This is a genomic window from Brevibacterium sp. BDJS002, from assembly GCF_028201555.1.
Classification (GTDB): Bacteria; Actinomycetota; Actinomycetes; order Actinomycetales; family Brevibacteriaceae; genus Brevibacterium; species Brevibacterium aurantiacum.
This window is the reverse complement of sequence record NZ_CP116392.1, coordinates 4,066,178-4,091,121: the sequence shown is the minus strand read 5'-3', so window position 1 is coordinate 4,091,121 and position 24,944 is coordinate 4,066,178. Positions and strand designations below refer to the sequence as shown.

At 62.2% G+C, this 24,944-nt stretch carries 21 protein-coding genes; 9 read left to right on the top strand and 12 right to left on the bottom strand.

What is annotated here, in order from left to right; translation table 11 throughout:
* Nucleotides 1-156 precede the first annotated feature (156 nt).
* Together PGC08_RS18855 and PGC08_RS18850 are read left to right on the top strand one after the other, a co-directional pair.
* Nucleotides 157-954: an ABC transporter ATP-binding protein gene (locus tag PGC08_RS18855; RefSeq protein ID WP_096146122.1), complete on the top strand. Its 798-nt coding sequence runs from the start codon at nt 157-159 to the stop codon at nt 952-954.
* Nucleotides 951-1,685, top strand: a complete 735-nt coding sequence (locus PGC08_RS18850; protein WP_096146121.1) for an ABC transporter permease — start codon at nt 951-953, stop codon at nt 1,683-1,685. The genes PGC08_RS18855 and PGC08_RS18850 overlap by 4 nt, the downstream gene beginning before the upstream one ends.
* A gap of 3 nt (nt 1,686-1,688) precedes the next feature.
* Here PGC08_RS18850 and PGC08_RS18845 read toward each other — a convergent pair whose 3' ends face one another.
* The 9 genes from PGC08_RS18845 to PGC08_RS18805 form a co-directional block, all read right to left on the bottom strand.
* Nucleotides 1,689-2,270, bottom strand: a complete 582-nt coding sequence (locus PGC08_RS18845) for a GNAT family N-acetyltransferase (protein ID WP_271709163.1) — start codon at nt 2,268-2,270, stop codon at nt 1,689-1,691.
* A gap of 45 nt (nt 2,271-2,315) precedes the next feature.
* Nucleotides 2,316-2,828, bottom strand: coding sequence for a hypothetical protein (locus PGC08_RS18840; protein WP_271709162.1), 513 nt, complete (start codon nt 2,826-2,828; stop codon nt 2,316-2,318).
* A 392-nt stretch (nt 2,829-3,220) separates the two neighbouring features.
* Nucleotides 3,221-4,198 (bottom strand): hypothetical protein, encoded by a 978-nt coding sequence (locus tag PGC08_RS18835; protein ID WP_271709161.1) that lies wholly within the window; start codon nt 4,196-4,198, stop codon nt 3,221-3,223.
* The gene (locus PGC08_RS18830) at nt 4,195-4,827 is read right to left on the bottom strand and encodes a SipW-dependent-type signal peptide-containing protein (RefSeq protein ID WP_271709160.1); all 633 of its coding nucleotides are present in this window, start codon (nt 4,825-4,827) and stop codon (nt 4,195-4,197) included. Before PGC08_RS18830 ends, PGC08_RS18835 begins: the two co-directional genes overlap by 4 nt.
* 109 nt (nt 4,828-4,936) lie before the next feature.
* Nucleotides 4,937-5,524 carry an alternate-type signal peptide domain-containing protein gene (locus PGC08_RS18825; RefSeq protein ID WP_180959232.1) on the bottom strand — a complete coding sequence of 196 codons (588 nt, stop codon included), beginning with the start codon at nt 5,522-5,524 and terminating at the stop codon, nt 4,937-4,939.
* A gap of 146 nt (nt 5,525-5,670) precedes the next feature.
* Nucleotides 5,671-6,315, bottom strand: coding sequence for a signal peptidase I (locus PGC08_RS18820; RefSeq protein WP_180959231.1), 645 nt, complete (start codon nt 6,313-6,315; stop codon nt 5,671-5,673).
* A gap of 284 nt (nt 6,316-6,599) precedes the next feature.
* A complete protein-coding gene (locus tag PGC08_RS18815; protein WP_096178246.1) occupies nt 6,600-7,769 on the bottom strand; it encodes an ABC transporter permease in 1,170 nt (389 codons plus the stop codon).
* A complete protein-coding gene (locus PGC08_RS18810; protein WP_271709159.1) occupies nt 7,766-8,653 on the bottom strand; it encodes an ABC transporter ATP-binding protein in 888 nt (295 codons plus the stop codon). The genes PGC08_RS18815 and PGC08_RS18810 overlap by 4 nt, the downstream gene beginning before the upstream one ends.
* Nucleotides 8,654-8,906: 253 nt before the next feature.
* The gene (locus PGC08_RS18805; RefSeq protein ID WP_271709158.1) at nt 8,907-9,281 is read right to left on the bottom strand and encodes a hypothetical protein; all 375 of its coding nucleotides are present in this window, start codon (nt 9,279-9,281) and stop codon (nt 8,907-8,909) included.
* A 70-nt stretch (nt 9,282-9,351) separates the two neighbouring features.
* Here PGC08_RS18805 and PGC08_RS18800 point away from each other — a divergent pair, with 70 nt between their 5' ends.
* From PGC08_RS18800 to PGC08_RS18790, 3 genes are read left to right on the top strand one after another with little or no spacing between them, the layout of a single operon-like run.
* Nucleotides 9,352-11,466 (top strand): SpaA isopeptide-forming pilin-related protein, encoded by a 2,115-nt coding sequence (locus PGC08_RS18800; protein WP_271709157.1) that lies wholly within the window; start codon nt 9,352-9,354, stop codon nt 11,464-11,466.
* A gap of 10 nt (nt 11,467-11,476) precedes the next feature.
* Nucleotides 11,477-12,859: a SpaH/EbpB family LPXTG-anchored major pilin gene (locus PGC08_RS18795; protein ID WP_271709156.1), complete on the top strand. Its 1,383-nt coding sequence runs from the start codon at nt 11,477-11,479 to the stop codon at nt 12,857-12,859.
* A complete protein-coding gene (locus PGC08_RS18790; protein WP_069601121.1) occupies nt 12,856-13,788 on the top strand; it encodes a class C sortase in 933 nt (310 codons plus the stop codon). Before PGC08_RS18795 ends, PGC08_RS18790 begins: the two co-directional genes overlap by 4 nt.
* Here PGC08_RS18790 and PGC08_RS18785 read toward each other — a convergent pair.
* From PGC08_RS18785 to PGC08_RS18775, 3 genes are all read right to left on the bottom strand, one after another.
* A complete protein-coding gene (locus PGC08_RS18785) occupies nt 13,760-16,438 on the bottom strand; it encodes a helix-turn-helix transcriptional regulator (RefSeq protein ID WP_271709155.1) in 2,679 nt (892 codons plus the stop codon). The two genes, PGC08_RS18790 and PGC08_RS18785, sit on opposite strands and share 29 nt — an antisense overlap.
* Before the next feature lie 165 nt (nt 16,439-16,603).
* On the bottom strand, nt 16,604-17,254 hold the full coding sequence (locus PGC08_RS18780; RefSeq protein WP_096162694.1) for a response regulator: 651 nt from the start codon (nt 17,252-17,254) through the stop codon (nt 16,604-16,606).
* Entirely contained in the window at nt 17,251-18,600 is a 1,350-nt protein-coding gene (locus PGC08_RS18775) for a sensor histidine kinase (protein WP_271709154.1), read from the bottom strand. The genes PGC08_RS18780 and PGC08_RS18775 overlap by 4 nt, the downstream gene beginning before the upstream one ends.
* Nucleotides 18,601-18,797: 197 nt before the next feature.
* On the opposite strand from PGC08_RS18775, the gene PGC08_RS18770 reads away from it, so the two are divergent.
* The 4 genes from PGC08_RS18770 to PGC08_RS18755 all read left to right on the top strand — a co-directional run bounded on the left by PGC08_RS18770 (nt 18,798) and on the right by PGC08_RS18755 (nt 24,938).
* Nucleotides 18,798-19,676, top strand: a complete 879-nt coding sequence (locus PGC08_RS18770; protein ID WP_101583725.1) for an SDR family oxidoreductase — start codon at nt 18,798-18,800, stop codon at nt 19,674-19,676.
* Between the two features lie 101 nt (nt 19,677-19,777).
* A complete protein-coding gene (locus PGC08_RS18765; protein WP_271709153.1) occupies nt 19,778-21,922 on the top strand; it encodes a hydantoinase/oxoprolinase family protein in 2,145 nt (714 codons plus the stop codon).
* Complete coding sequence (locus PGC08_RS18760) at nt 21,919-23,958, top strand: hydantoinase B/oxoprolinase family protein (RefSeq protein ID WP_240518487.1); 2,040 nt, start codon at nt 21,919-21,921, stop codon at nt 23,956-23,958. Before PGC08_RS18765 ends, PGC08_RS18760 begins: the two co-directional genes overlap by 4 nt.
* The gene (locus PGC08_RS18755) at nt 23,955-24,938 is read left to right on the top strand and encodes a carbamate kinase (RefSeq protein ID WP_271709152.1); all 984 of its coding nucleotides are present in this window, start codon (nt 23,955-23,957) and stop codon (nt 24,936-24,938) included. The genes PGC08_RS18760 and PGC08_RS18755 overlap by 4 nt, the downstream gene beginning before the upstream one ends.
* The last annotated feature ends 6 nt before the right edge of the window (nt 24,939-24,944 follow it).

The following is a 24,944-nucleotide window of genomic DNA, read 5'->3' as shown; positions in this document are numbered from 1 at the left end:
CGTTTGCTATTCCCACGCTATGACCCTCGCCGAGGTGGTTCTGACCAAACAGAGGCCCGTTTCGTGAACCTTTGCCTCGGTTTTCGGATTGTTTCCCAGACCTTTGGTATCACGGGTCACTTGACGTGGGCCAATATCGGGAGTCTTATTCTTCATATGACGAGCAACGCGATCGAGGCTCGAGGGCTGACGATTCGACGCGGGCGAACGACCGTGATCGACAGTCTCGACCTGACCCTGCCGCGCGGTGCCATCGTCGGTCTGCTCGGGCCCAGCGGCAGCGGCAAGACGACGCTCATGCGCGCCATCGTCGGTGTCCAGATCGTCAGCGGCGGAACCGTCAAAGTGCTCGGCGAGCCCGCAGGCTCGGCACCTCTGCGCCACAAAGTCGGATATATGACGCAGTTGGCCAGCATCTACGATGACCTCTCGGTGCGCGCGAACCTGGCCTACTTCGCCCGGGTGCAAGGCGTGGCGAAGTCCGATGTCGAGCGCGTCATCGAGCGCACCGATCTGAGAGGCCAGGCCGATCAGCTTGCCCGCACGCTCTCCGGCGGGCAGGCCAATCGTGTGTCGCTGGCGGCGGCGATGCTCGGGTCGCCGGAGCTGTTGGTCCTCGATGAGCCCACGGTCGGGCTCGATCCGGTCCTGCGTTCCGAGCTCTGGGCCATCTTTCGCCGCATCGCAGACGATGGGGCGACGCTGCTCGTCTCGAGTCACGTCATGGATGAGGCCACTCGGTGTGACCGGCTGCTGCTGATGCGTGAGGGCGCGGTGATCGCCGATACGACTCCGAGCGAGCTGCTCGAGAACACGCGGGCCGCCTCGGCGGAGGAAGCTTTTCTGCGCATCATCGAAGCTGACACGGCTAAGAGGGATTCTGTCTCGAAGAGACTGTTGGCGACGAGCCCATCGTCGCAGGGCGGGCGAGGCGCGAAGGGGACGAAGAGATGACTCCTTCGCGCACCTTGGCCACGGCAGGGCGTGTGCTGCTCCAGATCCGCAACGACCCGCGCACGATCGCACTGCTGCTCGTCGTGCCCAGCCTGCTCATCGGCCTTGTGGCCTGGATCTTCGACGAGACGGATGTCTTCGACAGGATCGGCCCGGCGATGCTCGCGCTGTTTCCCTTCATCGTGATGTTCCTCGTCACGAGCATCAGCACACTGAGAGAGCGGCGCAGCGGCACTCTTGAACGTCTGCTGTCGATGCCCTTGGGCCGGGGTGACTTCATCCTCGGATATACCGTGGCCTTCGGTCTGCTGGCGGTGGTGCAGACGGCGATCGCGGTGGGTTTCGCCACGGTGGTGTGCGGACTGGAGATCGAAGAGTCGATCGTGCTGCTCTTCGTCGTCGCCATTGCCGATGCGCTGCTCGGTACGGCGCTCGGGCTGCTTGCCAGCGCATTCGCGCGCACCGAGTTCCAGGTTGTGCAGTTCATGCCGCTGCTCGTGTTCCCGCAGATTCTGCTGGGCGGCATCTTCCTTCCCCGCGATCAGCTGCCGGACGTGCTCGAGGTGATCGGTGACTGGCTGCCACTGTCGCACGCGATCGACGCTCTGACTGCGGTGTCAACAGGCAGCGAGGACGCAGCCTACATCTGGTTGCGCATACTCTTCATCGGCTGTTGGATCGTCGGTGCCGTCATCGTCGGTTCCCTGACTCTGCGCCGTCGGACGCCGTAGGCCTCACGCCTCCTGACGGTCGCTGCCGAGCATCCCGAAGATGAGGGTGTCTGACCATTCGCCCTTCGACCACCAATCCTGGCGCAGGTGAGCTTCCTGTTGCATGCCGATGCGTGTGGCCAACTTCGCCGAGGCGGTGTTCCGGGCATCCATCTGAGCGATGACCCGATGGAGACCGTAGTGATCGAATGCGACGTTGAGCATGGCCGTGGCCGCTTCCGATGCGAAGCCATGACCACCGGCAGCCGGATTGAGGACCCAGCCGATCTCGGCCTTGTCTGCTGATTCGCCGTTGAGCCAGATGCCGAGGTCGCCGATGATGACTGATCCTTCGATATCGTCAAGTCCATCCTTGGTCTCAATGACTAGCGAGAGCGCACGTGACTCGGTATCCAAACCGGTCTTCGGAATGCGCTTGGAAATTTCCGTCCGTGACTCCTCGGCGGTCCAAGGATCGCAGAGGAGGAACCGCGCCACATCCTCACGGGAGTAGATCGGAAGCAGCGCCTCGGCGTCGGACTCTCGATAGGCACGCAGGATGAGTCGATCGGTGGTCAGCGGCAGAGACAGCTCTGGAAGGGTCATGTGACAACGCAATCACGACTGGATGCCGGGCACAAGGGGAAGGCCTCAGTCGAATTCGCGGTTGGAACGGGTACGTCTCCGGCTGGCCTGGACGGCAAAGACTCCGGCAAGCAGAAGCGCTGCTGCCACGAGAAGTGCGGCAAATACGCTCGCGCCAGTGCGCGGCAGATCTCCGCTCGGATCGTCCGAGTCTCCTGCACTTGCGGAGCCGTCGGCCTGTTCGGAACCTTCAGAGTTTTTGGAGCTTCCGGAGCCATCTGCTCGGTCGGTGCTGTCTGATTCTGCAGATTGCTCGGAACCGGCTGAGGTGTCAGCATTGTCGTTTGCCGAGTCGTCAGCGCCCGAAGTGGCGTCGGCCGTGGAGGAGTCGTCGGTCCCAGCATCTTCGTCGCTGGAAGCATCGCTGGGATCTGTGGGAGAAGCTGTGGGAGTGGGAGATGACGTAGGGGGCGGGGAAGCGCCCGGCTCCTCCTGTGCAGTCACAATGATGCGAAAGCGCGATCGTTCGCGTTGGGTGTCGTTGGTCGCAGATTCCGGAAGATGAACGCCGATTGTCACCGTGGCTTTGTCATCTGAGGGCAGATTGCCAAGCCAAACCGGGGCCCCTGACTTGAGAACTTGACCCAGTGGAGCTGTGACCGATTCACCCAATCCATGCAGGACGAGTTCAGACTCGTCCACGAGCGGATCGTTTGTGGACAGCTGTTCTAAACGGATACCTGTCCTGACAGGCTCGCCCGTGTTCTGGGAGACGATGAGCTTCTCCTCAGTCGTGCCACCTGGAACGAGAGTGGTCTCGGCAAACATGCTCTTAGGGGCAGTGCCGTCGGGGAGGGTGACGGTGAGCTGGCCTTGTGGAGAAGCTGAGACGGGGGAAGCGGCAACCAGGACGAATAAGGCGAGTATCAGCGCGAAGACTGAGGTGATGCCCGGTCGTGTCGGGAGAGGCCTCATCGGAGTACAACCTCGGCGACCATGTCATCGCTCGGGGCAGTCGAGCCCCACCACTCCATGACTACCCACTGGATTTGCCTGCCATCGGTCGACGTCGGTCGTTGGCCTTGGGCGAATGGGGGCCGCCGGGCTCCTGAGTAGCTCGTCATCCGGACATTGCGAGGATTGTTCGGAGACAAGTCGCCGGAGTCATTCCAATAACTCTGACCCGAGTATTCGACAGAATTCGAAGGAGCACCTGCTCCACCGGTGTCGTTCTTGAACGCCTGTTGAAAGCTCGGAACCTCTTTGATATTGATAACGCATAAGTTCGTAAGGCAGTCAGGGTCGGCAGAGAGGTCGGTTTTGGTGCGATTGGACGACAAAATCCATGTATAGAGTTGTCGGTCGCTACCGGTCAGATGTTGGAGCCCGCCGGTGAGCCGAGATGTTCCACGAACGTGGAGTTTTGCCAATTCCAGGCCAAATCCACGTGTGGGGTCGAGCCGTTGTCCGGCGAATCCAGCACTTTTCTCTGACAGCCAGTACGGAGTTGCACTACCTGTTGCTCGCCATCCGGTCACTTTGATGGATGAATTCGTTGACTGACTCGTCGCGTCGCATGACCATAGCCGCACACTGAGGTCGCGAGATCCGGCTGTACCTGCACCGCTTCCATCGGTGGGTGCAAACTCTCCATTCGTGTTGACGACAGGCACGATGATGAATCCAGGGTTGGCGGAGAAGGGGTTCTCGGTGCCCTCCTTGGCGTCTGAATAGCGAGGGAATTCCTTGAGGCGGTAGACGTTTGGATGCTGTTTCGGGTTAGGCACCGAGCACCATCGCCCCGTACCGCCGGAGGTCTTGCTCGCAGTGACTTTGTCCGTGAGATACGCAGTCGTGAAACCGATCGGGAACAACAATACGAGTGCAGAGAGTACAGCGACGACTATCCAGATGCGCTTTGTGCGACCGGCGGAGTTCTGATGTTTCACGGTTGGCCAACCTGCGAAAGGCTTGCGGAATTCTCCATGGTGAAGATCTTCTGAGCATCAGTAGTCGCGCTGCGATGCTTGATCAGCTCGACAGCGACATCAACCTTTTGACCCTGCGAATTCGTGACGGTTGCAGGCATCGAGAGTGTGAGTTCGATGGTCGCTTTCTTACCTGGAGCCAATTTGTCACCGAGTTTGACGGTGTGCTGGAAGCCGGATGCCGTGAATGCGCTGCTCGGGATTTCAGTCGTTGTGGCGCCCACCTTGGTTGTCGCCTTGAGATACGGCCGGATCGCCGCGTAGTCGGTGGCATTGGATACTGACCCGTTGATTTTGAGCGCGACGTTCGCAGTGACTGCTGACTTGGAAGAGTTTGTCACTGTGTACGTCCAGCGTTGTCCTTGTGCGCCCGGGATGATTCCCTTGCTGTTATCACCCGGGAAGATGCCCGCACTTGCGCCCTCGCCCATCGCCACAGACGCTGGGTCGGACTGCGTGATTTCTGCTGCTAATGTCCCAGCAGTGATTGTTGTCTTTTCAGACTTCGCGGAGTCCGACCATGCTGCATATGTCGCATTGCCGCCGAGGAGCAGAGCGCCCGCAGTCGCGGCTGCAGCGGCAGCAAACACGGCACGGCGTGCGGACATGCGCAATCTCCTCGAAAGCTAAATGATGAAAAGGTACAAATCACCGAGGTGGGGCGTATTGGTACTCGCGCCCACCTCGGTGACGGCAGGATCAGTTGCCTGGAACCTGAGTGAGCTTGTAGTCGACCGCGAAATTGAGCGATCCGAGCTTCGCCGGGTTGTACTGGCCCTCGGTGCCCCACGGGAACTTGACCGTCGTGGTGACCTCGACGTTTCCGGTTCCTTCGCCGGTCAACTTGCCGTTGTCGAAGGAAAGGTCGCCCGTCGCTCCCGAGATGTCGGTAGCGGCGAGATCCTCTTTTTCGAGTGCCGCCGCGAGAGCGGTGTCGGCGTCTGCTCCGTTGGCGGTGACATCGATGGCGCCGTCGAACTGGGCCGCGATGTTTTCACCTTCGAGGGTGACGGGGATGTTCTGGGCATAGGTGAGGATGTCGCCGGGGACGATCTGGTCGGACTCGGGGTTGAATGCGACAGGGGCAGTGGCAGTGCCGGAGCCGTCACCAGCGTGGCTGATCTCCCAGCCACCGCCGGCCGGCGTGCCGAGGTCGAGGGTGCCTGCAGTGATCACTCCGTCGCCTCCGTCCGCTTCGTCGGTCCAGAATGCGACGGTGCCTGCACCGCCGACGAGGAGTGCGACGCCGATGCCGCCTGCGATGAGTGCCTTTGTGGATTTCTTCAATGTCAGTCCTGAGGGTGAGAGTGCGAAAAGGAGTGATAGTCGCTGTGAGCGGCCCACACTTCTAAGGACAGGCGTTGTCCACAGCTACTACTAAAATGGTAACTAATATCAAGCGGGCCAGCAATGTAGTTTTGAACACATTGGAATTAATGTCGACCGCGCTTCGACTGGACCGTTTCGTCAGAATCCCTTGTGTCAGCAGAGTTCTTCTTTCGACCTAAAGCACTGCTGATCAGCACAATTAACGCATATGCGATGAGTCCAATTCCCAGGACGGTGGCAATTCCCTCGCGTGCCCCCATCGGAACGAGCTGTCCCAGGTATCCGACCAGAGGCACGTGATAGGACACCACTCCCCGGATCTGCTCCGGTCGCACCGGCTCAGGGTCGGGGGAGGTGTTCGCGTCTCCCTGCGTCTTGAACCTTGTCTGCCCGTCGATGTTGTCGACACCGACGACTCGGTGAGTGACGGTCAGCGGTTCCCCGGATTTCAGCTGATACGTGACGACATCGCGGAATGCAACTGTGCCAGGACTGACCTTTTTGGAGACGACGACCGAGCCAGTGGGGATGGTGGGCTCCATCGACCCGGAGACGACCGTGTAAGGTTCCGCGCCGATGATTCTGGGGACGAGAACCGTAAGAACGATGATCAGAGCGAAGATGCCAGCGACGATCCATGCGAGAGACTGCAATCCGACGCTCAGAGATCTTCGCCACGTGCTGCGCGATGCCTTCGCTTCGGCATGGGGGTGCTCTTTGCGACTGCGCTCGGATGGTGCTTCCGCCACTGCTGTCAGCCCTCCACGTTAAATGTTTCACCACAGTTGCCATCTAGTCTGCCAGGTGTCGAAAGGAATCGTTCGCGAATGTAGTGACAAATGGCGTCATCAGGTGCGCCTGTATCTTCTTAATCTGACGTCATGAACTCAAAGTTGAGTAATCAAAATAGCGGATCAGCGCAGGTGACAATGCCTCCAACGGTATTTATCCACTACCTGAGGCGGGGTCCCGGCGCTGCCTGCATCGTCTGCGACTTCGGTTGGCTGCAGTCACGCACAACTGCTGGAGAAGCTCAGCCTTTCGACCTGCTCAGCGCCTGCTTCCACGACACCTTCGGACCCGACTGCAGGATGGAGCGTTCGAAGATCCGGGTCGCCAACAGCAGAGCCAGAATCGTGGTGACTGCCAGGATGAGCAGCGATACCAACGGCTCCCACCATTCGATCGTGCCGAGGAAGACGCGCATCGGGACCGCGACCGCTGCGGAGAACGGTATGTAGGACATCACAGCCATCACGGCCTCGTTGGACGAGAAGAGGATGACCGCCATATAGGGCAGGAAGATGAGCATCATGATCGGGCTGGACGTCGAGCCCAGATCTTCCGTCCGAGAGACCATCGATGCGGCCGCTGCATAGAGGGAAGCAATCATGACGAAGCCGACGATGAAGAGTGGAATGAACCAGGCGATCGGCTCCGTGACCTTGCCGAGGACCAGATCGTTTCCGCTGATGGCGGCGCCGATGAGGACGGAGAGCGCGGTCAGTCCGATCTGTGCGAAGGCGAGGAGGGAACACGCAAGAACCTTGCCGAACATCAGCACCTTCGCCGAGGTGGAGGCCAGCAGGATCTCGACGATCCGGGACTGCTTCTCCTCCACCACAGAGGAGGCGATGGTCGTTCCGAAGGTCACCGCCGACATGAAGAACACAAGGCCGAGGCCCAGTCCGATCATGTAGGTCAGGCCCGGATCCGGGGCGTCGGGGTCGAGGAGTTCGACAGTCGGGACCTGGCTGAGCTCGCCGGTCAGCGACTCGGGTGCGGAGCGTTCGGCGATGACGGTGACACCGACCGGGGACGCCGGGTCATCGACGACAGCAGCCGTGACGTCTTCCGACTTCACAAGTTCCTTCGCCTCATCGACGCTGTCCACGGAGACGAGTTCGATCCCGTCGATTCCTTCGACAGCCTGTGCCCCCGCCGAGGTGACCGCCACTTTGTCCGTGGAGGAGAACAGTGAGGGCAGCGACCCGGATACCGCGACGAGTGCGCCGAAGAGGACGATGCTCAGCAAGGTCGAGACCATGAACGCCTTCGACTTGATGCGGACCATGATCTCGCGTTCGATGACGAGGCCGATGGCGGTGGTGAAGCTGGCGCGCGGTGTCTGAGCCGTCGTCGCCAACCCCGACTTCTTGGGGGCGTTCGTGTCGAGGGAGTTCGAATCCTGTTGGATGCTCATGCCTGCGTGACCTCCTGGAAGAGACGGTTGAGGGCGACGGTATGCGGGGTGAAGGACTTCACGGAGGAGACGGTGATGGCCTGGTGCAGGACCACCTCGGCGATGTCCGGATTCGGTGCGGCGAAGCGCACCCAGTTGCCGTCGAACTCGACGACGGTGATGTCGGGGATCTCGCGCACCCAGCCCATGTCCGTATCGGTCTGCAGTATCCACTCAGGGGTGCTGCGCTGACTGCGCAGCTCATCGGCGGTGCCGTTGGCGACGAGCCGGCCGCCGTCGATGATGACGAGGTCGTCGACGAGACGCTCGACCAGGTCGAGCTGGTGACTGGAGAAGAGGACGGGTGCACCGGTGTCGGCGAAGTCCTTGAGCACCTCGAGGGTGCGTTCGACGGCGACGGGATCGAGTCCGGAGAAGGGCTCGTCGAGGACCAGGGCACGGGGGCGGTGGATGAGCGCGGCAGCGATCTGCACCTTCTGCTGGTTGCCGAGGCTCACGGCCTCGAGGTTGTCGCTGGGTTTGCCGTTGAGGTCGAGCTGCTCGAGGAGTTCGAGGCCACGTCGACGGGCGGAATGGCGGCTGAGGCCGTGGAAGCGGGCGAGGTAGATGAGCTGATCGATGATCGGCATCTTCGGGTAGAGGCCGCGCTCCTCGGGCATGTAGCCTATCGCGCTGCGGTGCGCGGGAGTGATGGTCTCGCCGTCGACGGTGATGCTCCCGGAGTCCGCGGCGAGCACGCCGAGGATGATGCGCATGGTCGTCGTCTTGCCGGAGCCGTTGGAACCGACGAACCCGGTCATCCGCCCCGAGCCGATGGAGAAGGACAGGTCGTGAAGAACCTGTTTGTCGCCGAAACTGCGAGAAATTGAGTCCAAGGTGATCATGACTCAAACCTATGCGGTGCCTCGGCGATGCGAATCCGTCGTTCGGGCTATTTCGGCCTCACCGGTACGGGGGAGGCCGGTGGTAGTTGAATTGGGAACTACTGAGTAGTTCCTGCTGCGGGCGTGATGTCACACAGCAACTACTGATCTATTGCTGAAGTGGCCGGTCCCAGCAATGTCTTTGCGCATTCAACTTCCTAATCTGAAGAAGTTCGTCAAGCTCTGCCCCTCTGTTTCCCTGCCTGTCCGCAGCTCACACGCTGTCGTGTGCGCGGACGGGATCGTGAGGTGCCACGGGCGAGATCGTTTGGTACCGGAATGAGGAAAGTATGCCGCTGACACGTTTGCGTGTGCGCTCTGTATGGGCTGCGTTGACCGCATTGGTCATGGTTCTTTCCGGTATGGGCATCGTGCTGATGCCGGCTGTGCCCGCGCACGCTGGCATGTCGGCTCCCGCTACGTCGGCACCCGCAACGAAGGCCCCTGCGACGGACGCTCCGGAAACGAAGGCCCCCGCAGCAGCACGTGCAGCCGCGAGTCCTGTCTCGCTGACCTGCGAACCGGGGAATGTGTACTCGGTGTCGAGTTCGGGGCAGATGCGGAAAGTGACGAACAGCGGTGGAGACATTGTCGGCGATTCGGCAACCAAAGTAGAGCGCTATTTGACGCTTCTCGGATGGCGGTATCGCGACGTGCCAGTGACATCATTCAATGGGCTTGGCATCGGTCAGGAAGGTTCCCCGATCTATGCCTACGAACGGACGAACAGCTCAAAGACCGTCGAGATCTATCAGCTCAACCCGTCGAGCGGCGCATGGTCCGCCACGAGTGCCGAACAGACAGACAACGCTATCCAATTCATCGGTGGAGCCGTCGACCTCGACAGCGGCCTCTACTACTTCGGCGGGTTCACCGACTCCGGTTCGAAGTTCAACGTCTACGTCTACAACAAAGACTCGAACACCACCTCGTTCAAAGGTTCGGTCGACACGAACACGAACGCAAGCAGAACTTCTAACGGCGACATAGCGTTTGACTCGCAGGGCAATCTCTTCATTGTCCGCGGTTCAGGCAATACCACCACCGTCTTCTCGGTCACGAAAGCAGACTTGGCCGCAGGCACTGGAGGGGGAATAGCAGCTTCCCCTTCCGGAACATATGAGACCAACTCCAATGTCAACGGTGTTTCATTTGACGCCAGTGGGCGGGCCTATCTGGGAACCGGTTCGACGGTCAAGGCCTACGACATGCCTGATTGGTCGAACTCCGGCGATTTCGCCTCCGGCAATTGGTCGAGTACAGACCTGGCCTCATGCTCCTCGCCGGCCACTATCACGCTCAAGAAGGACGTCATCGGTGGACGTGCGCAAGCGGATGATCAGTTCACGCTGTCGCTTAAGCAGGGCAGCACTGTTCTGGGAACCGCCACCACGACCGGCAGCACAACCGGTGTGCAGAAGGAAATCGTCGGGCCTCAGCCTGTAAAGCGTGGAGCGACGATCAAGTTCTCCGAAACCGGAGCCAACGGAGCTGACCTCGATGACTACGCCAGCGCATATTCGTGCACAGTAGATGAAAAGCCGATCAGCGGCGCCTCCGGAACCGGCACCTCGGGCACTGTGACCATCCCCAACACCGGCAAAGCGGTCGTCTGCACGATCACGAACTCGCCGCTGACTGCCAACGTGTCGATCCACAAAGATGTCGCCGATGAAGACGGCAAGAACGTCAAGCCGGGCAAGGACTGGACCGTCGGAGCGAAGACGACTGCCACAACCGACACCGTCACTTCGACACCCACTGCAGCCACGCAGAAGACCAACGCCAACGGCGACGCCAAATGGGCACTGAAGTTCAACAAGACGACGGGCCGAGCCACCCTGGCAATCTCCGAGACTCAGCAGGACGGCTTCGAATTCTCCTCCGGCTCCTGCGAGATCACGCATCTCGACGGAACTAAGGGCACGAAGAAGCTCGACAACGAGAAGAGCACCAACCTCACGGGCATCAAGCCCGGTGACGATGTGAAGTGCGGCTACCTCAACAAGGTCAGCGACACCTCGCTCACCCTCGTGAAGAAGGTCGACAACAAGGACGCAGCCGGTACGGCCAAGGCCACCGACTGGACGCTCAAGGCCATCGGTGACAAAGCCACAGGCGACAAGACCATCTCCGGCAAGACCGGCACGAACGACATCACCGACGTCAAGGTCAAGGCCGGCGAATACGCACTCTCCGAACTCGACGGACCCGAGGGTTACGAGGCTTCTGCCTGGGACTGCGGACCGAAGAACACGGTCACGGCGGACAAGGTCACCATCAAGGCCGGCGAGACGGTGACGTGCACGATCACGAACACCGCGAAGACCGGAACCGTGACCTGGAATAAGACCGACGAGGGCGGCAACGCACTCAAGGGATCCGTGTGGACGATGACCGGCCCCGACAGAACCGCGGTCGAGGTCGAGGACTGTACGGCCACCTCGGCGGACGGATGCACCGGTCCTGACAAGGACCCAGCCGCGGGCAAGTTCGCGCTCAGCAGCCTCAAGTGGGGCGAGCACACACTCGTCGAGAAGTCCGCCCCGGCGGGATACGTCCTCGACGACACCAAACACACCTTCACGGTCTCCGGATCGACGCTCAAGCAGTCGATCGGATCGTTCACCAACAAGCAGAAGCCGCAGGTCGCGCTGCCGCTCACGGGTGGAACCGGAAGCCAGATTTTCATCATCGCCGGAGCCGCACTGTGCGCAGCCGGTGGTGTGGGAGCACTTCTCAAGGGCCTGCGCCGCAGGAACCGGAAGCACTGAAAGGGAAAACATGAAAAGCAGGAAACTGGGTCTGTGGCGGCGTCTGACCGCTGTGGCAGCAGTATCGGCGCTGAGCGTCCTTGGGATGGCTGGCACGGCGCAGGCCACTGACCATGTGGGCAATATCGATTCGAGCAAGTCCGGATCGATCGTCATCCACAAATTCGACGGTGCCGAAGCCACCGACGGCGGCAATGGCTCCGTCCTCGCGGACACCTCGGGCATGGGCAAGCCGCTGGCCGGTGCCGGATTCACCGTCAAGCAGGTCACTGCCAAGGGTGGTCAGGCCATCGACCTGACCACGCCCGATAGCTGGGATGCGATCTCCGGTCTGCAGGCCTCGGCGGTCACCGAAAGCGGCTACACGCTCGTCGACAAGGGAACCAAGACCACCGACGCCAACGGGCTCGCGACCTTCGGTGGACTGCCGCTGGGTCTCTACCTCGTCACGGAGTCGAGCGCTCCGGCCAATGCCACCTCGACGACGGCACCCTTCCTCGTCACCCTGCCGCTGTCACAGAACAACGGCAAGTGGCTCTACGACGTCAACGTCTACCCGAAGAACTCGGTCAACGACACGACGCCCACCAAGACGGTGGCGAACCCGGCCGCACCAGTACTCGGTTCGACCGTCGACTGGACGATCACCGCTCCGGTCCCACGCGCCAACCATGGCTACAAGTCCTTCGTCATCACCGACAAGCTGGACAAACGACTGGAGTTCCAGTCCGCTTCGCTGGCTGGATTCACCTCTGGCACCGACTACACCGTCAGCAACTCGGACGGCACCGTGAAGATCAGCTTCACCGCAGCCGGACTGCAGAAGCTCAAGGCCGGCAACGACGTCGTCGCCACGATCACCACGAAGGTGACCAGCCAGGGTGACGGAACCATCGAGAACACCGCACTCGTCAACGTCAACGACTCCGGCGTCGAGACCCCCGCTGTCAGCTCGAACTGGGGATCACTGACGATCCACAAATTCGCCAAGGGCGACAAGACGAACACCCTCGCCGGTGCCGAATTCGCGATCTACTCAGACGCCGCGGCCACCAAGTCCGTCGGCAAACTGACCACGAAGGCCGATGGCACCGCCTCGATCACCCTGTGGGTCGGCAACAATGACGACACCACCCAGAAATACTGGATCAAGGAGACCAAGGCACCTGCCGGCTACGTCCTCGACGACACCGTCAACGAGGTCACAGTGAAGGCCGGAGAGACATCCGCAGCCGTCGGGTTCGACTTCGCGAACACCCAGCAGGGTCACCCGAACCTGCCGCTGACCGGTGCCGATGGCAAGATGCTCGCGATGATCGCCGGCATCGGCCTGATGCTCATCGCCGGTGGTGCAGCCATCGTCGTGGCCAACCGTCGCAAGAACCAGGTGTGACACTCTCACCTGAACGCACGCGGCGCCCGTCAACCGACGGGCGCCGCTGGCGCGTCCCCGCATTCGCCCTGGTCATCGCCCTCATTGCGTTCACCGGCCTGAGCATTTGGACCTACCCGAGCGCCGCGGCCTGGTTCTCGCAGCTGGATCAGTCGAAGATCCTCGGCGACTCAGCGAAGACCACCGAGTCCGACCGTGTCGAAGACGCCCGGCAGCTGAAACTCGCACACATGTACAACGACGCCCTGCAGTCCGGTGCCCTGCTCGAGTCGAACCACCGCCTGCCCTCAGGCAGCGGCACCTCGTCCAACGGTGCTCCCGTCTACGACGAGGTCCTTAACGACGGCAGCACCGAAGTGATGACCCGGCTGAGGATCCCCTCGATCAAGCTGGATCTGCCCACGTACCACGGCACGAGCGATGCGACCCTGCTCAAGGGGTTGGGCCACCTCGAAGGCACGAGCCTGCCCGTCGGCGGAGAGGACACCCACTCCGTGATCACCGGCCATCGCGGGCTGGCCGACGCGACCATGTTCACCCACCTCGACAAGGTGACCAAGGGCGACACGTTCACCCTGACCACGTTCGGGGAGGTTCTCGCCTACCAGGTGGTGCGCACTCAGGTCGTCGAACCCGATGAGACCGAATCACTGCAGCCAGTCATCGGAAAGGACCTCGTCACCCTGGTCACCTGCACTCCTCTGGGAATCAACTCACAGCGCATCCTCATCACCGCCGAACGCGTGCTCCCGACTCCGGCCGCCGACCGCGAAGCAGGCACCGCCGAACCCGACCTTCCGGGCTTTCCGTGGTGGATCGTCATCATGGGGGCCGGGCTGGTTGTTGCGGGAGTCTACGTGTGGTGGTCCGGGCGACCGGTGAAAGTCAGACCGGTGAAAGTCACCTCGGCGAGCGGTCCACGGCATTGATCCGTCCGGCATCGCGGAGCTTGAGCATCTCCATGGGAATGTCACGGCGGCGATCGGCACCTAACTTCGCCCGCGCCTGCAGCACGTGCGATTCGACCGTTCGCACCGACAGCACGAGCCGTTGGCTGATCTGCACATTGGTCAGCCCCTCGGCCACCAGGCGGCAGACCTCAAGCTCGCGTTCTGTCAGCGTCACGGCGGGTGAGGTATCGGTCGACGTTGCCGGTGCATCGTTCGTGGGACGGGGGTTTTCAGGAGCTGTCGAAGCTCTGATGCGCAGCGCGTCCAGCGCTTGACCGGCAACTCGGGCACGGGCACTCATCCGCTCACCAAGGAACATAGCGCGAGCCTGCCCGAAGGCGTGACGAGCTGCTCCCCGGTACCCGACCTGCTGCAGTTCATGACCGGCCGCAAGGACCGCCTCGGCATCGTCACCGGCGACCGCATCAATATGTCTGCGAGCTGCGCGAGGTCCCGGCAGATTGATGTCGGGGTCTCCGCTCAGGGACGCGCTCGCCTCCGCGGCGGTGATGGTGCCGTCGAGGAAGCGTGCGTGGGTGAAGACGGTCCGCATCCATGTGGGCATCTCCGCCGGAGTCGTGGCTCCGGGACCGAAGAGCAGGGCTGTCAGGCCGTCATGGAGTCGGTATCCCTGTGCTGCTGTCTCCTCGCCCGAAATGGACAGACGGTAATAGGGAGCGTTGCTGCGCTGCCAGCGGTCGACGGTGTCGCGCAGGCCCCAGCCGACGGCCAGCAGCGCAGGATTGATTGATGCTGCGCATGCCTCGTAATCGCGTGCTGCGGTGTCGACTTCGCCTTCGAGCAGGCGCAGAATCCCGGTGCACCACGCGGCCGTGGCCGTCAGCTGCCATCCGCTGTGCGCCGATGCCCCGCACGCAGTTTCGAGCAGCTGCCGCACGGCGAGCTCGGAACGCTCGGGCTCGATACCGGCGAGGAGACAGTTGGCGGTGACTCCGATGGCGAAGTACCAGGCCATCGTGTGGGTGAAGTCGTCAAGGATCCGCGACTGGACGGTGACGAGCTCGGTGATGTATTCGAATCCCTCCGCCGCGGCGGAGGCGAGGCCATCAGCGTCGTCATTCTTGAGGTGATGCTGGCACAGGGCCGCCATGGCAGCTAGCCGGAGAGCCGCTGATGCCTGCGGAGAATCGAGGACCGCTCGGACCTCGTTGACGTCAGTCATCACACTGCCGGTGAAGGATGAGACGAGGTTCGCGGTTCCAGGCACCAGCGGATCGATGACATCCCGGAGGAAATCCGTCCACCACCGCGGGAGTTCAGCGTTCGAGGCCAGTGCTGCACTTGCGACGAAGAGCAGCTCGAGGCAGACCGGGTCGCGTTCACGTCCCATGGGCCCGTGGGCGATTCCGGTCCGGATGAGTTCCACTGCGCCCTCGCGGTCGCCGTTGACCAGCCGCGCGGTGATCGACTGCAGCTCCCATTCGAGGAACAGTCTGGGATCGTCCTTGACCTCGTCCTCGACCGTCAGAAGCATCACGGTGGCTTCCATCGGGTCGCCGAGGCGGTTGAGCGATCGGGCCGCTGCGAGCAGCAGTCGTATTCGAGACGGGTTGAGCTCACGACCGTCGTTGATGAGTTCGCGGGCCAGGCTGATTGAGGCGACCTCACCGACGGGGTAGCCCGCCCGCCACATCGTCTCCAGTCTGCTGCGGAATCTCTTGTCCTCCTCTTCGCTGGCTTCGCCGACTTGCGCATTGTCGATCGCCGCAACGTGCAGCGGCGAGACCGCGACCGAGGGCTGGCCGGTGACCTCGAATTCTCGCGCCAGTCTCAGATCGATGAGGCGAGCGATGACCGTGTTGCCGAAGAGCTGCTTGGCGGTGCTCAAGGGCAGGGGGCTGATGGAACCGAGTCGGCGAGCGGCGACAAGAGTCTCCGTCTGCAGGTGCGGATACTGGGGCGACAGTCGCGACAGCGAGCGGTGGCCGAAGGTAGGGGAGTCGACGCTGGCGTGGGGATAGCGTTGGGGGACTCTGTGCGGCGATTCCTCGGCCCACGCAACGAGATCGGCCGCCACCAGCGGACGCCCTGCGGACAGTGCTGCCAGGGTCCGCAGCTGCAGGTCATCCAGCGGCAAGGTGCCCGCTAGGCCGGTCACCAGTGCAAGCGCTTCGCTGCCGGTCAGTCGCGCCAGGTCGATCCGTTCGAGTTCGCCGTTGCTCCAGTCGGTCGCGATCTGGCTGAGGGGCCCGTTGCCGCCCCGGTGGACGGTGCGCAGTCGATCGCCGTCGACGAGGTAGGCGATGGGCACTCGAGTGACGTGAAGAGCATGGTCGATGATCGATTCGGCCTCGGGTGGAAGCAGGTGAGCGCCGCAGACGATGCGGGCACCGCCGTCCAGCCGTGCCGGATCAACGAATTCCTCGACCTCGGCGGCACTCGTGTGGGTTGTCACTCGCAGCATGGAGAGCTGTGGCTGTCCGAGTGAGGCCGCTAGGGACCGAGCGAAGTCGAGGGCACCGTCGCCGGTGAGACAGACTACGACGACGGAGCGACCGGTACGGAGAAAGTCGAGGATCTGCGCCGATTCCCGACTGCGGGTCGGCGCTTTGTGCACAAGTCGGTCGTGGACGGGGTCGAGCGACGAGCTGGTGTCCGTGCCGCGCATGCAGGTGCATCCTTTCCCTCCAGCGAAGAACTGGTGCCGAAGAAGTGCTGAGTCGGCTGTGCTGGGGATCGATCGTGCGGGGATATGAGGGAGAGTCTGTTGAGGAATAGTGGGGTCATTCCGCAATACGAAATTATGCTACACCCGTTGTATATGAACCAGTGCTCACCTCCCGACGATCCCGTTCTCGTAGGCGAAGATGACGACGTGGATACGGTCGCGGATGTTGAGCTTGGTCAGCAGGTTGGAGACGTGTGTCTTGACGGTGGCTTCGCCGACGAAGAGTGTGCCTGCGATTTCGGAGTTGCTCAGCCCCTTGGCCACGAGGTGGAGGACCTCGAGTTCTCGGTCGGTGAGGAGTTCCAGTTCGGGAGCCGCCGAGGTGGTGGCTTCGGGGCTGCGCACGGAGCGTTCGATGACGCGCCTTGTCACCTCGGGGGAGAGGAGTCCATCGCCGGCCGCCAGTGCGGTGACTGCGTCGATGAGCTGTTCCGCCTCGGCGGTCTTGAGCAGGAACCCGCTGGCACCTGCAGCCAATGCCTGGAACAGGAAATCGTCCCGGTCGAAGGTGGTGAGCATGAGGACTGCTCCGGCCGCGCCGCGGCGTACGATCTCCGCGGTGGATTCGAGCCCGTCCATGACCGGCATCTGGACGTCCATGCAGATCACGTCCGGTGCGAGGTCGAGTGCGCGGTCGATCGCGACCTGACCGTTCTCAGCCTCGCCGACGACGATGATACCGTCCTCGCTTTCGAGGATCGTGCGGAAACCGGTGCGGACCATCGCCTGGTCATCGACGAGGAGGACTCTGATCACTGTTCGGCCTTTGCTGTGGGGATCATGGTGGAGGTGTCCGGGGCTGGCTCCTTGGTCTTCGGGGCAGGCTCCTCGGCGTCCGCGACATTCCGCGGGTAGGGAATCTGTGCTCGCACGAGCCAACCGCCGCGGGACTTCGGGCCGGCTTCCAGACTGCCGCCCAGGGCGCTCATCCGTTCGCGCATGCCGATGATGCCCAGGCCCAGTCCCGACTGCTTCGTGGGAGCCTCGGTTTCGGGGTGCGGTTCGTCGTGATGCGCACCGAGCGCGCGGGAGTCGCTGATCTCGATTTCGAGGTTGGCGGTGCCGTATCGCAGACGCACATCAACCTCGGCGTGCGAACCCGCATAACGACGGCAGTTGGTCAGGGATTCCTGAATCACCCGGTAGACCGACATCTCCGTGATCGGCGTCAGCGGTCGCGGCTGCCCGATCGTGTGAACCTCGATCTGCTGCCCGGATCTGCTGGCAACGTCGATGAGTTCGGGAACGTCGCCGAGGCTGGGGTTGCCCTTCGTGTTCCCCTCCGCGGTGTTCGCGTCGTCCGTGTCGCGCAGGGTGTAGACGAGGGCGCGCAGTTCCTCGACGGTTTCGCGAGTGGAGGATTCGATGGTCTTCAGCGACTCCCGAGCCTTGTCGGGGTTCTTCTCGAGGCCGCGGCGGGCGGCCGCGGCGTGGATGCCGACTCCGGTGATGTGGTGGGCGATGCCGTCGTGGAGTTCGCGGGCGATGCGCACCCGCTCGAGGTCGAGCGCCTGACTGGTCAGCTGCCTCTCCTGTGAGCGGACCTCCTCATTGGCAGAGCGCAGCTCCTCGAGCAGCCGACGCTGCTTCCAGGCTCGGTTGCCGAAGAGCCAGGCCCCGCCGAAGAACGCGATGTTGATGAGGAACGAGACCCCGGAGGCGGCTGCGAACTGAAGCACCGTCATGTCGCCCATCTCCTTGAACTGGAGGGCCGTTGACACGATCAGGTAAACGAAGATTCCGACGCAGAGGAGGAGGCGTGAGATGAATGCCGCTTTGCGATTGCTCTGCCAGACGCCTACGGCGTAGACCCCCATGAAGATGATGATCTGGGTGACCCCGGGTTCCATGACCTCGAGAACCTGTGCAGTGACGAAGATCGTGGTCTGGATCCAGGCCATCTGACTGGGAAAACGCCGACGCCAGATGAGCGGCAAAGTGACGACAACCGACATCAGGCAGATCAGCCACAAAGGTCCCTTGAACGGCCAGTAGGACGTCGTGTTGTACAGAATCGCGAAGACCACCGAAGCGGCCGCCAGGGCAAGCACCAGATACACGTCGCCCTTGGTGGGCTTCAGCGATTCGGAGTTCTCTGCCATCCTTCCAGCTTAGCCAGGGGATCGGCGGCACGGTATCCGCCGAAGTGGGGATCTGGTTGGTGCAGTCTCCGGCTGAGGGTGGAGGCGGAGGCGTGAGAATTTGGCAGGATTCGCCGTATCGACGTCTGCCTGCCCTGGGTAGGTTCGGATCCATACCGGGACGGATCGGTCGATGAGGATGAGGATAAGGCGTGGGTATGAACAAGGAGACGAAGGTGTCCACGGATGCAGCGGCGGGAGTGACTGTGGCTGTGGTGGGTGCGCGGGGGAAGACCGGTCGAGCGATCGTATCGGCACTAGCTGCCCGGGGAGTGCCCGCCGTTCCTGTCGGTCGAGGCGAAATGGCGGATCTTGGTGCGGTGCTGAAGGGATGTCGAGCTGCCTATCTCATGGCGCCGAACCTCCATCCGAATGAGCTGGACTTCATCTCTGTACTGCTCGGGGCTTGCCGCGAGGCGGGAGTGGAACGGGTCGTCTACCATTCGGTGGCAGCACCCCATGCTCCCGATATGCCACACCACGTGGCCAAGGCTGCAGCGGAAGACCTGGTGCGGCGGAGCGGACTGCAGTGGTCGATTCTCCAACCGTGCGCATATATCGATAACCTCCTGCCGGGCCTGCGAGAACAGAAACCGCACATTGCTGTGCCCTACAACGTCGACACCCGATTCGGACTGATCAGTCTCGCCGATGTCGGCGAGGTCGCTGCTGAAGTGCTGCTTGATGAGGCTCATATCGGGGCGACCTATGAACTCGGTGGGCCCGAACTTCTGACTGTTCGCGACGTTGCCGCTGCGGCCGAGCAGGTGCTGGGTCGAACGGTTGAACTCGAGGTTTCAACTCCGAAGCGCTGGTCGCTTGCCCACAGGAATTCTGTCGCTGACTCGACGTCTGACACGAGCTTTGACCTGCGCGAGATCGAATGGTTGGAGGCAATGTTCTCCTACTACGACAACCACGGGCTGTCGTGCGGAGCGCTTCCAGCGCAGGCCATCCTGAGCCGCCCGACGCGATCTGTCCAAGAGGTGCTGCGAACGGAGCTGTCGCAATTGGAGACATTTACCAACGGCTCGTGAGTTGTTTGGCATCTTTTGCCGGTGGAGTGATGTGAGTCACCGGCAAAAATGGACTCAAACGCTCAGCAGACCTGGGGTCAGTAGACCTGGGAAGGACATTGATGTCGACTCAAAGCCCACGAATCCGTATCGGTATCGACACCGGCGGCACGTTCACAGATGTGGTGGCTTTCAACGAAGCCACCGGTGAGCTGACCACAACGAAGACTCCCTCGACACCGTCGAATCCCGCTGATGGCTTCATCAACGGCATCGACAAGGTACTCGAGATGTTGGGCACCGATCAGGACTCCGCGACGATCACGGCTTCCGATATCAGCGCGGTCAGCCACGGAACCACCGTCGCTACCAACCAGCTGCTCGAAGGCAAGCTCGATCGTCTCGGCTTCATCACCACCGAGGGGTACGAATTCGTGCTCGAGATCGCCCGTCAGGCCGTTCCTGACGGTTACGGAAACTCCTATTTCTGGGTCAAGCCCGATCGCATCGTGCCCGCCGACCTGGTGAAGACGGTGACCGGCCGCATGGACTTCGAGGGAAACGAAGTGCGCCCCTTCGACGAAGACGAGGCACGCAAGGTCGCTCGCTGGTTCCGGGACCAGGGCGTCGGCACACTGGGCGTCAACTTCCTCCACGCCTACGCGAACCCCGCTCACGAGCAGAGGATGCGCGAAATCCTCCTCGAAGAGCACCCCGACGTGATCGTGTCGCTCAGTTCCGAAGTGCTGCGTGAATACCGCGAATACGAGCGATCCATGACGACCTTGGTTGACGCCGCAGTCAAACCCAAAGTCTCCTCATACGTCAAGAACATCCATGAACGCCTCGATGCCTATACCGGAACCGACAAAGATTCCAAGCTGCCGTTCTACATCATGAAGTCCAACGGCGGCGTCCTCTCCGCCGACGAGGTCGTCAACCAGCCCATCACCACAGTGCTCTCCGGCCCTGCCGCCGGCGCACTGGGTGCCGGACTCATCGCCCGGGAAGCCGGCTTCGACAAGGTCCTGACCTGCGACGGCGGCGGTACCTCGACCGACGTCACCGTTGTCGTCGATGGAGAGCCCGCTCTGACGACCGAAGGCTCGGTAGGTGTCTACCCGTCGAAAATCCCCATGATCGACGTCGTCACCGTCGGCGCGGGCGGCGGCTCGATCGCCTGGACCACGGCTGAAGGGCAGCTCAAGGTCGGTCCTCAGTCGGCAGGAGCCGACCCAGGGCCGATCTGCTACGGCAATGGTGGTGTGGAACCGACCATCACCGATGCCCACGTCTTCCTCGGACGGATCCCGCCCCACCTCCTCGGCGGGGAAATCCCGCTCGACGCGGATGCCGCCGGCCGTGGCATCAGCGAAATCGCCGCAAAGCTTGGCCTGAGCACGGAGAAAGCCGCGACCGGAATCCTCGAGATCTCCGCTTGGAACCAGGCCAACGCGCTGCGCCAGATCTCGGTCCAGCGTGGCCTCGATGTCCGTGACTTCATGCTGACCACTTTCGGCGGCTCCGGCTCGCTGCTGGCCTGCACACTCGTCGACATCCTCGATCTCGCCGGCGTCGTCGTTCCGCTCAACCCGGGTAACGTCTCTGCCTTCGGACTGCTGACTGTCGACGTCAAGAACGACTATGTCCAGACCAACGTCGCTCGAGACGACGGACTGGACATCGCTGAAGTCGCCGGACTCTTCGACCGTCTCCAGGCTCGAGCCACAGAAGCTCTGGTCAATGAAGGCTTTGCACCGAAACGTCACCAGTTCGACCGCTCCGTCGACCTCCGCTACTTCGGTCAGGCCTTCGAGGTCCGCGTGCCGGCTCCTTCGGGGACGATCACCCGAGAATGGGCCGACGAGGTGACACGTGCATTCCACGCCGAGCACAGGCAGCTATACGGCTATGACTTCGCTGATGCGTCGGACCAGCACGTGGAATGGGTCAATGTTCGAGTCTCAGGCATCGGTCCTATCACCCGCCCAGAGCTTCGCCACATCGCATCAGCCGAGGGGGCACCGGATAAATCTGAACGTGCGCAGACCGCTGTGCGGCCGGTGTGCTTCGACGCCGAGGACGGATTCGTCGACACCGCCGTGTACTGGCGCGAAAGCCTCCTGGCAGGAGACACCTTGGAAGGGCCGGCCATCATCGAAGAGTTCGGTTCCACATTCCCACTGCACCCGGGTTTCACCGCCAGCATCGATGCCAGCGGCAACATCATCACCACACGCAGCAACCGCCAGGAGGCAGGCAAATGACGATCACTGACCAGACCGCCGCACCCGACTCCGGGTCGATGCTCAGCCTCACCCCACTGACCGGGCAGGCACTGACCGACTACATCAACGCCGACCCGATCAACCCTGCAGGTCTGCCGACGGCCTACGAACACGGCAACCGCCTGACCTCGAAGCAGGAGGCCTCGACAGTCGACCCGATCATCGTCGAAATCGTCGAAGGCACCCTGGCCAGCGTCGAAATGGAGGTCGAGACCGCGATCGCTCGAACCTCACGCTCACCCATGATCCGCGACGCTCACGACTTCCGCGCGGGAATCCATGACCGGCAGCTGCGCAAACTCACGGGCCGCTCATATTCGGCACTCGTCCATCCCATCGTCCGCGACTTCCCCATCGAAGAGATGCAGGAAGGGGATGTCTTCTTCCACAACGACGTCTACGCCTCCGAGGGCGGTATCGGCCACCTTCCAGATATGTGCGTGACGGTACCGGTCTTCGCCAACGGTGAGGTCGTCTGCTTCGTCCAAGCATTCGGTCATCACGATGACATCGGTGGAGCCTGCCCCGGATCGATGCCATCGGGAGCGACCAGCGTCTTCGAAGAGGGTCTGATGATCCCTCCGATCAAGCTCTGGGACGCAGGGACGCCGAACAAGTCGGCGCTGGCGATCATGACGCGCAACTCCCGTATGCCCGACTCGCTGTCGGCCGACCTGGACGCGGAGTGCTCCGCCTGCCTCATGGGTGCCAGGCGCCTGACCGAGCTGTTCACCCGCTACGGAGTCGACACCGTCGAGGCCGCCTTCGACACGATCCTCGACAATTCCACGGAGATCTACCGCCGCGAGATTCTGTCGAAGATCCCCGACGGCCAGTACGTGTGGGAAGACTACGCCGAACACGACGGAGTCTCCGACCCGATGCTGCACACGCAGCGGATCACCCTGACGAAGACATCGACAGGTGGTCCTGATGACGGCCCACGTCTCATCATCGACTTCACCGGCACCGCGGCTCAAGCCGCAGGCCCGATCAACCACTGCGGTGACTATGTGGGCGGTAACTTCCTCAAGAAGTGGCTGGCACCGATTCTGCGCAACCTCGCCGACAGCCCAGAACGCATGGCCGAACTCGACGTCAACGAGGGGATCGTTCCCCTCATCGAGATGCGGTTCCCGGAGAAAGGGACTCTGCTCACTCCCGAATTCCCCGGCCCCACGAACGCACGCACCTTCGTCATCCTGCGTCTCCTCGGCGTGCTGGCAGGTGTGGTGGCGAAGGCAGTCGACGGGCAGATGCCAGCCGACCAGGAGACCATCCGCTACACGGGCGTCTACGGCAAGGACCGCGACGGCAACGACTACCTCATGCGCGAGGTCCTCGGCGGCGGCTCCGGCGGACGCTACTACTCCGACGGTGAAGACACGATCCACGTGGTCCCCGATTCCCGGAACCTGCCGACGGAGTTCACGGAATCCCGGTTCCCGTTCCGCGTCGAACGCCTCGGCCTGTCCGTCGACTCCGGCGGGGCCGGTCGATACCGTGGCGGACTCGGCTATGAGAAACACATCAGGATGCTGCGCGACGGTCACTTCATGTCGATCGCCGACCGGTCGATCCTTGCCTGCTGGGGAGTCAAAGGTGGGAAGGCCGGTAAGCCCTTCCAGGTCACCATCGACCCGGGTGGTGTGAATGAACGCGAAATCGATGCTCTGGCCGATGACGAGCCGATCAGCGCTGGCGAGGTCGTGCGGATCCGCACGACCGGTGGCGGCGGGTGGGGAGACCCGCTGCAGCGTCCCTTCGCCGAGGTTGTCCGGGATGTCCAGTGGGGCAAAGTGAGCATCGCCGGGGCCGAAGAGTCCTATGGCGTCATTGTCACCGAGGGTCCGGACGGTATCGAGAACGCCACCGTCGACGAGGCGGCTTCGGAATCGCTGCGTGCACGTCTGCTCACCGAACGCGGAGTCAACGAGCCGTTCTTCGACCGGGGACCCGGCTATGCCGAGTTGGCCGGTGACGGTGCCAGGGCACCCGAGGTGGACTGGCTGTGAGAGTCCTCGTCGCCCTCGGTGGCAACGCGATGACTTCCGCCGATGGTGACGCGTCGCCGGAGAATCAGCGGCGTGCCATCGGGCGGGCGGCCGTCCATCTCGCCGATCTCATCGAAGCGGGACACGAACTCGTTGTCGCCCATGGGAATGGGCCGCAGGTGGGCAACATCATGCGTAAGAATGAGCTCGCCGTTTCGGAGCTGCCCCCGGTCAGTCTCGACTGGTGCGGGGCGCAGACCCAAGGCACCATCGGCTTCACGATTGTGAGCAGAATCGAGAAGGAGCTCAACTCTCGAGGTATTTCCAAGAGCGTTGTTGCGCTGGTCACCCGTACCGTCGTCGACCCAGACGATCCTGCCTTCACAGATCCGGTCAAACCGATCGGCTCCTATCAGCCGAGGGACTACGCGGCCTCCATGGAAGAACTGGGACAGACGTGGAAGGACTTCGGTGCTCGTGGGTGGCGTCGGGTTGTGGCATCGCCTCGCCCGGTGCGGATCCTCGAAACTCCTACGATCGAGTTCTTGGCGGATTCTGGGTCGGTCGTCATCGCGGCAGGGGGCGGAGGAATCCCCGTCATTGCCGATGGCCAGGGGTTCAACGGAGTCTCCGCGGTCATCGACAAGGACCTCAGCGCGGCGCAGCTGGCGCTGTCGGTGAAAGCCGATCGTCTCATCATCGCCACCGATGTGCCCTGCGCTGTCGCGGGATTTGGCACGCCTGCGGCTCGTGACATTACGAATGTCACGAACATGGAGCTGCGGGCGCTCACAGATACGGGCACCTTCGCCTCAGGCTCGATGGGACCAAAAGTCGATGCTGTTCTCAACTATGTCGACAATGGTGGACCGATGGGCGTCATCGCTGCTCTCGACAATCTTCCCGCGGCAGTATCAGGTAAGTCGGGAACTGTAGTCACACCTGGTGACAGTGTGCTGACCAGGGCTGATCGAGATCCGGCTCGGACGGATCACGCCTAGAATCGA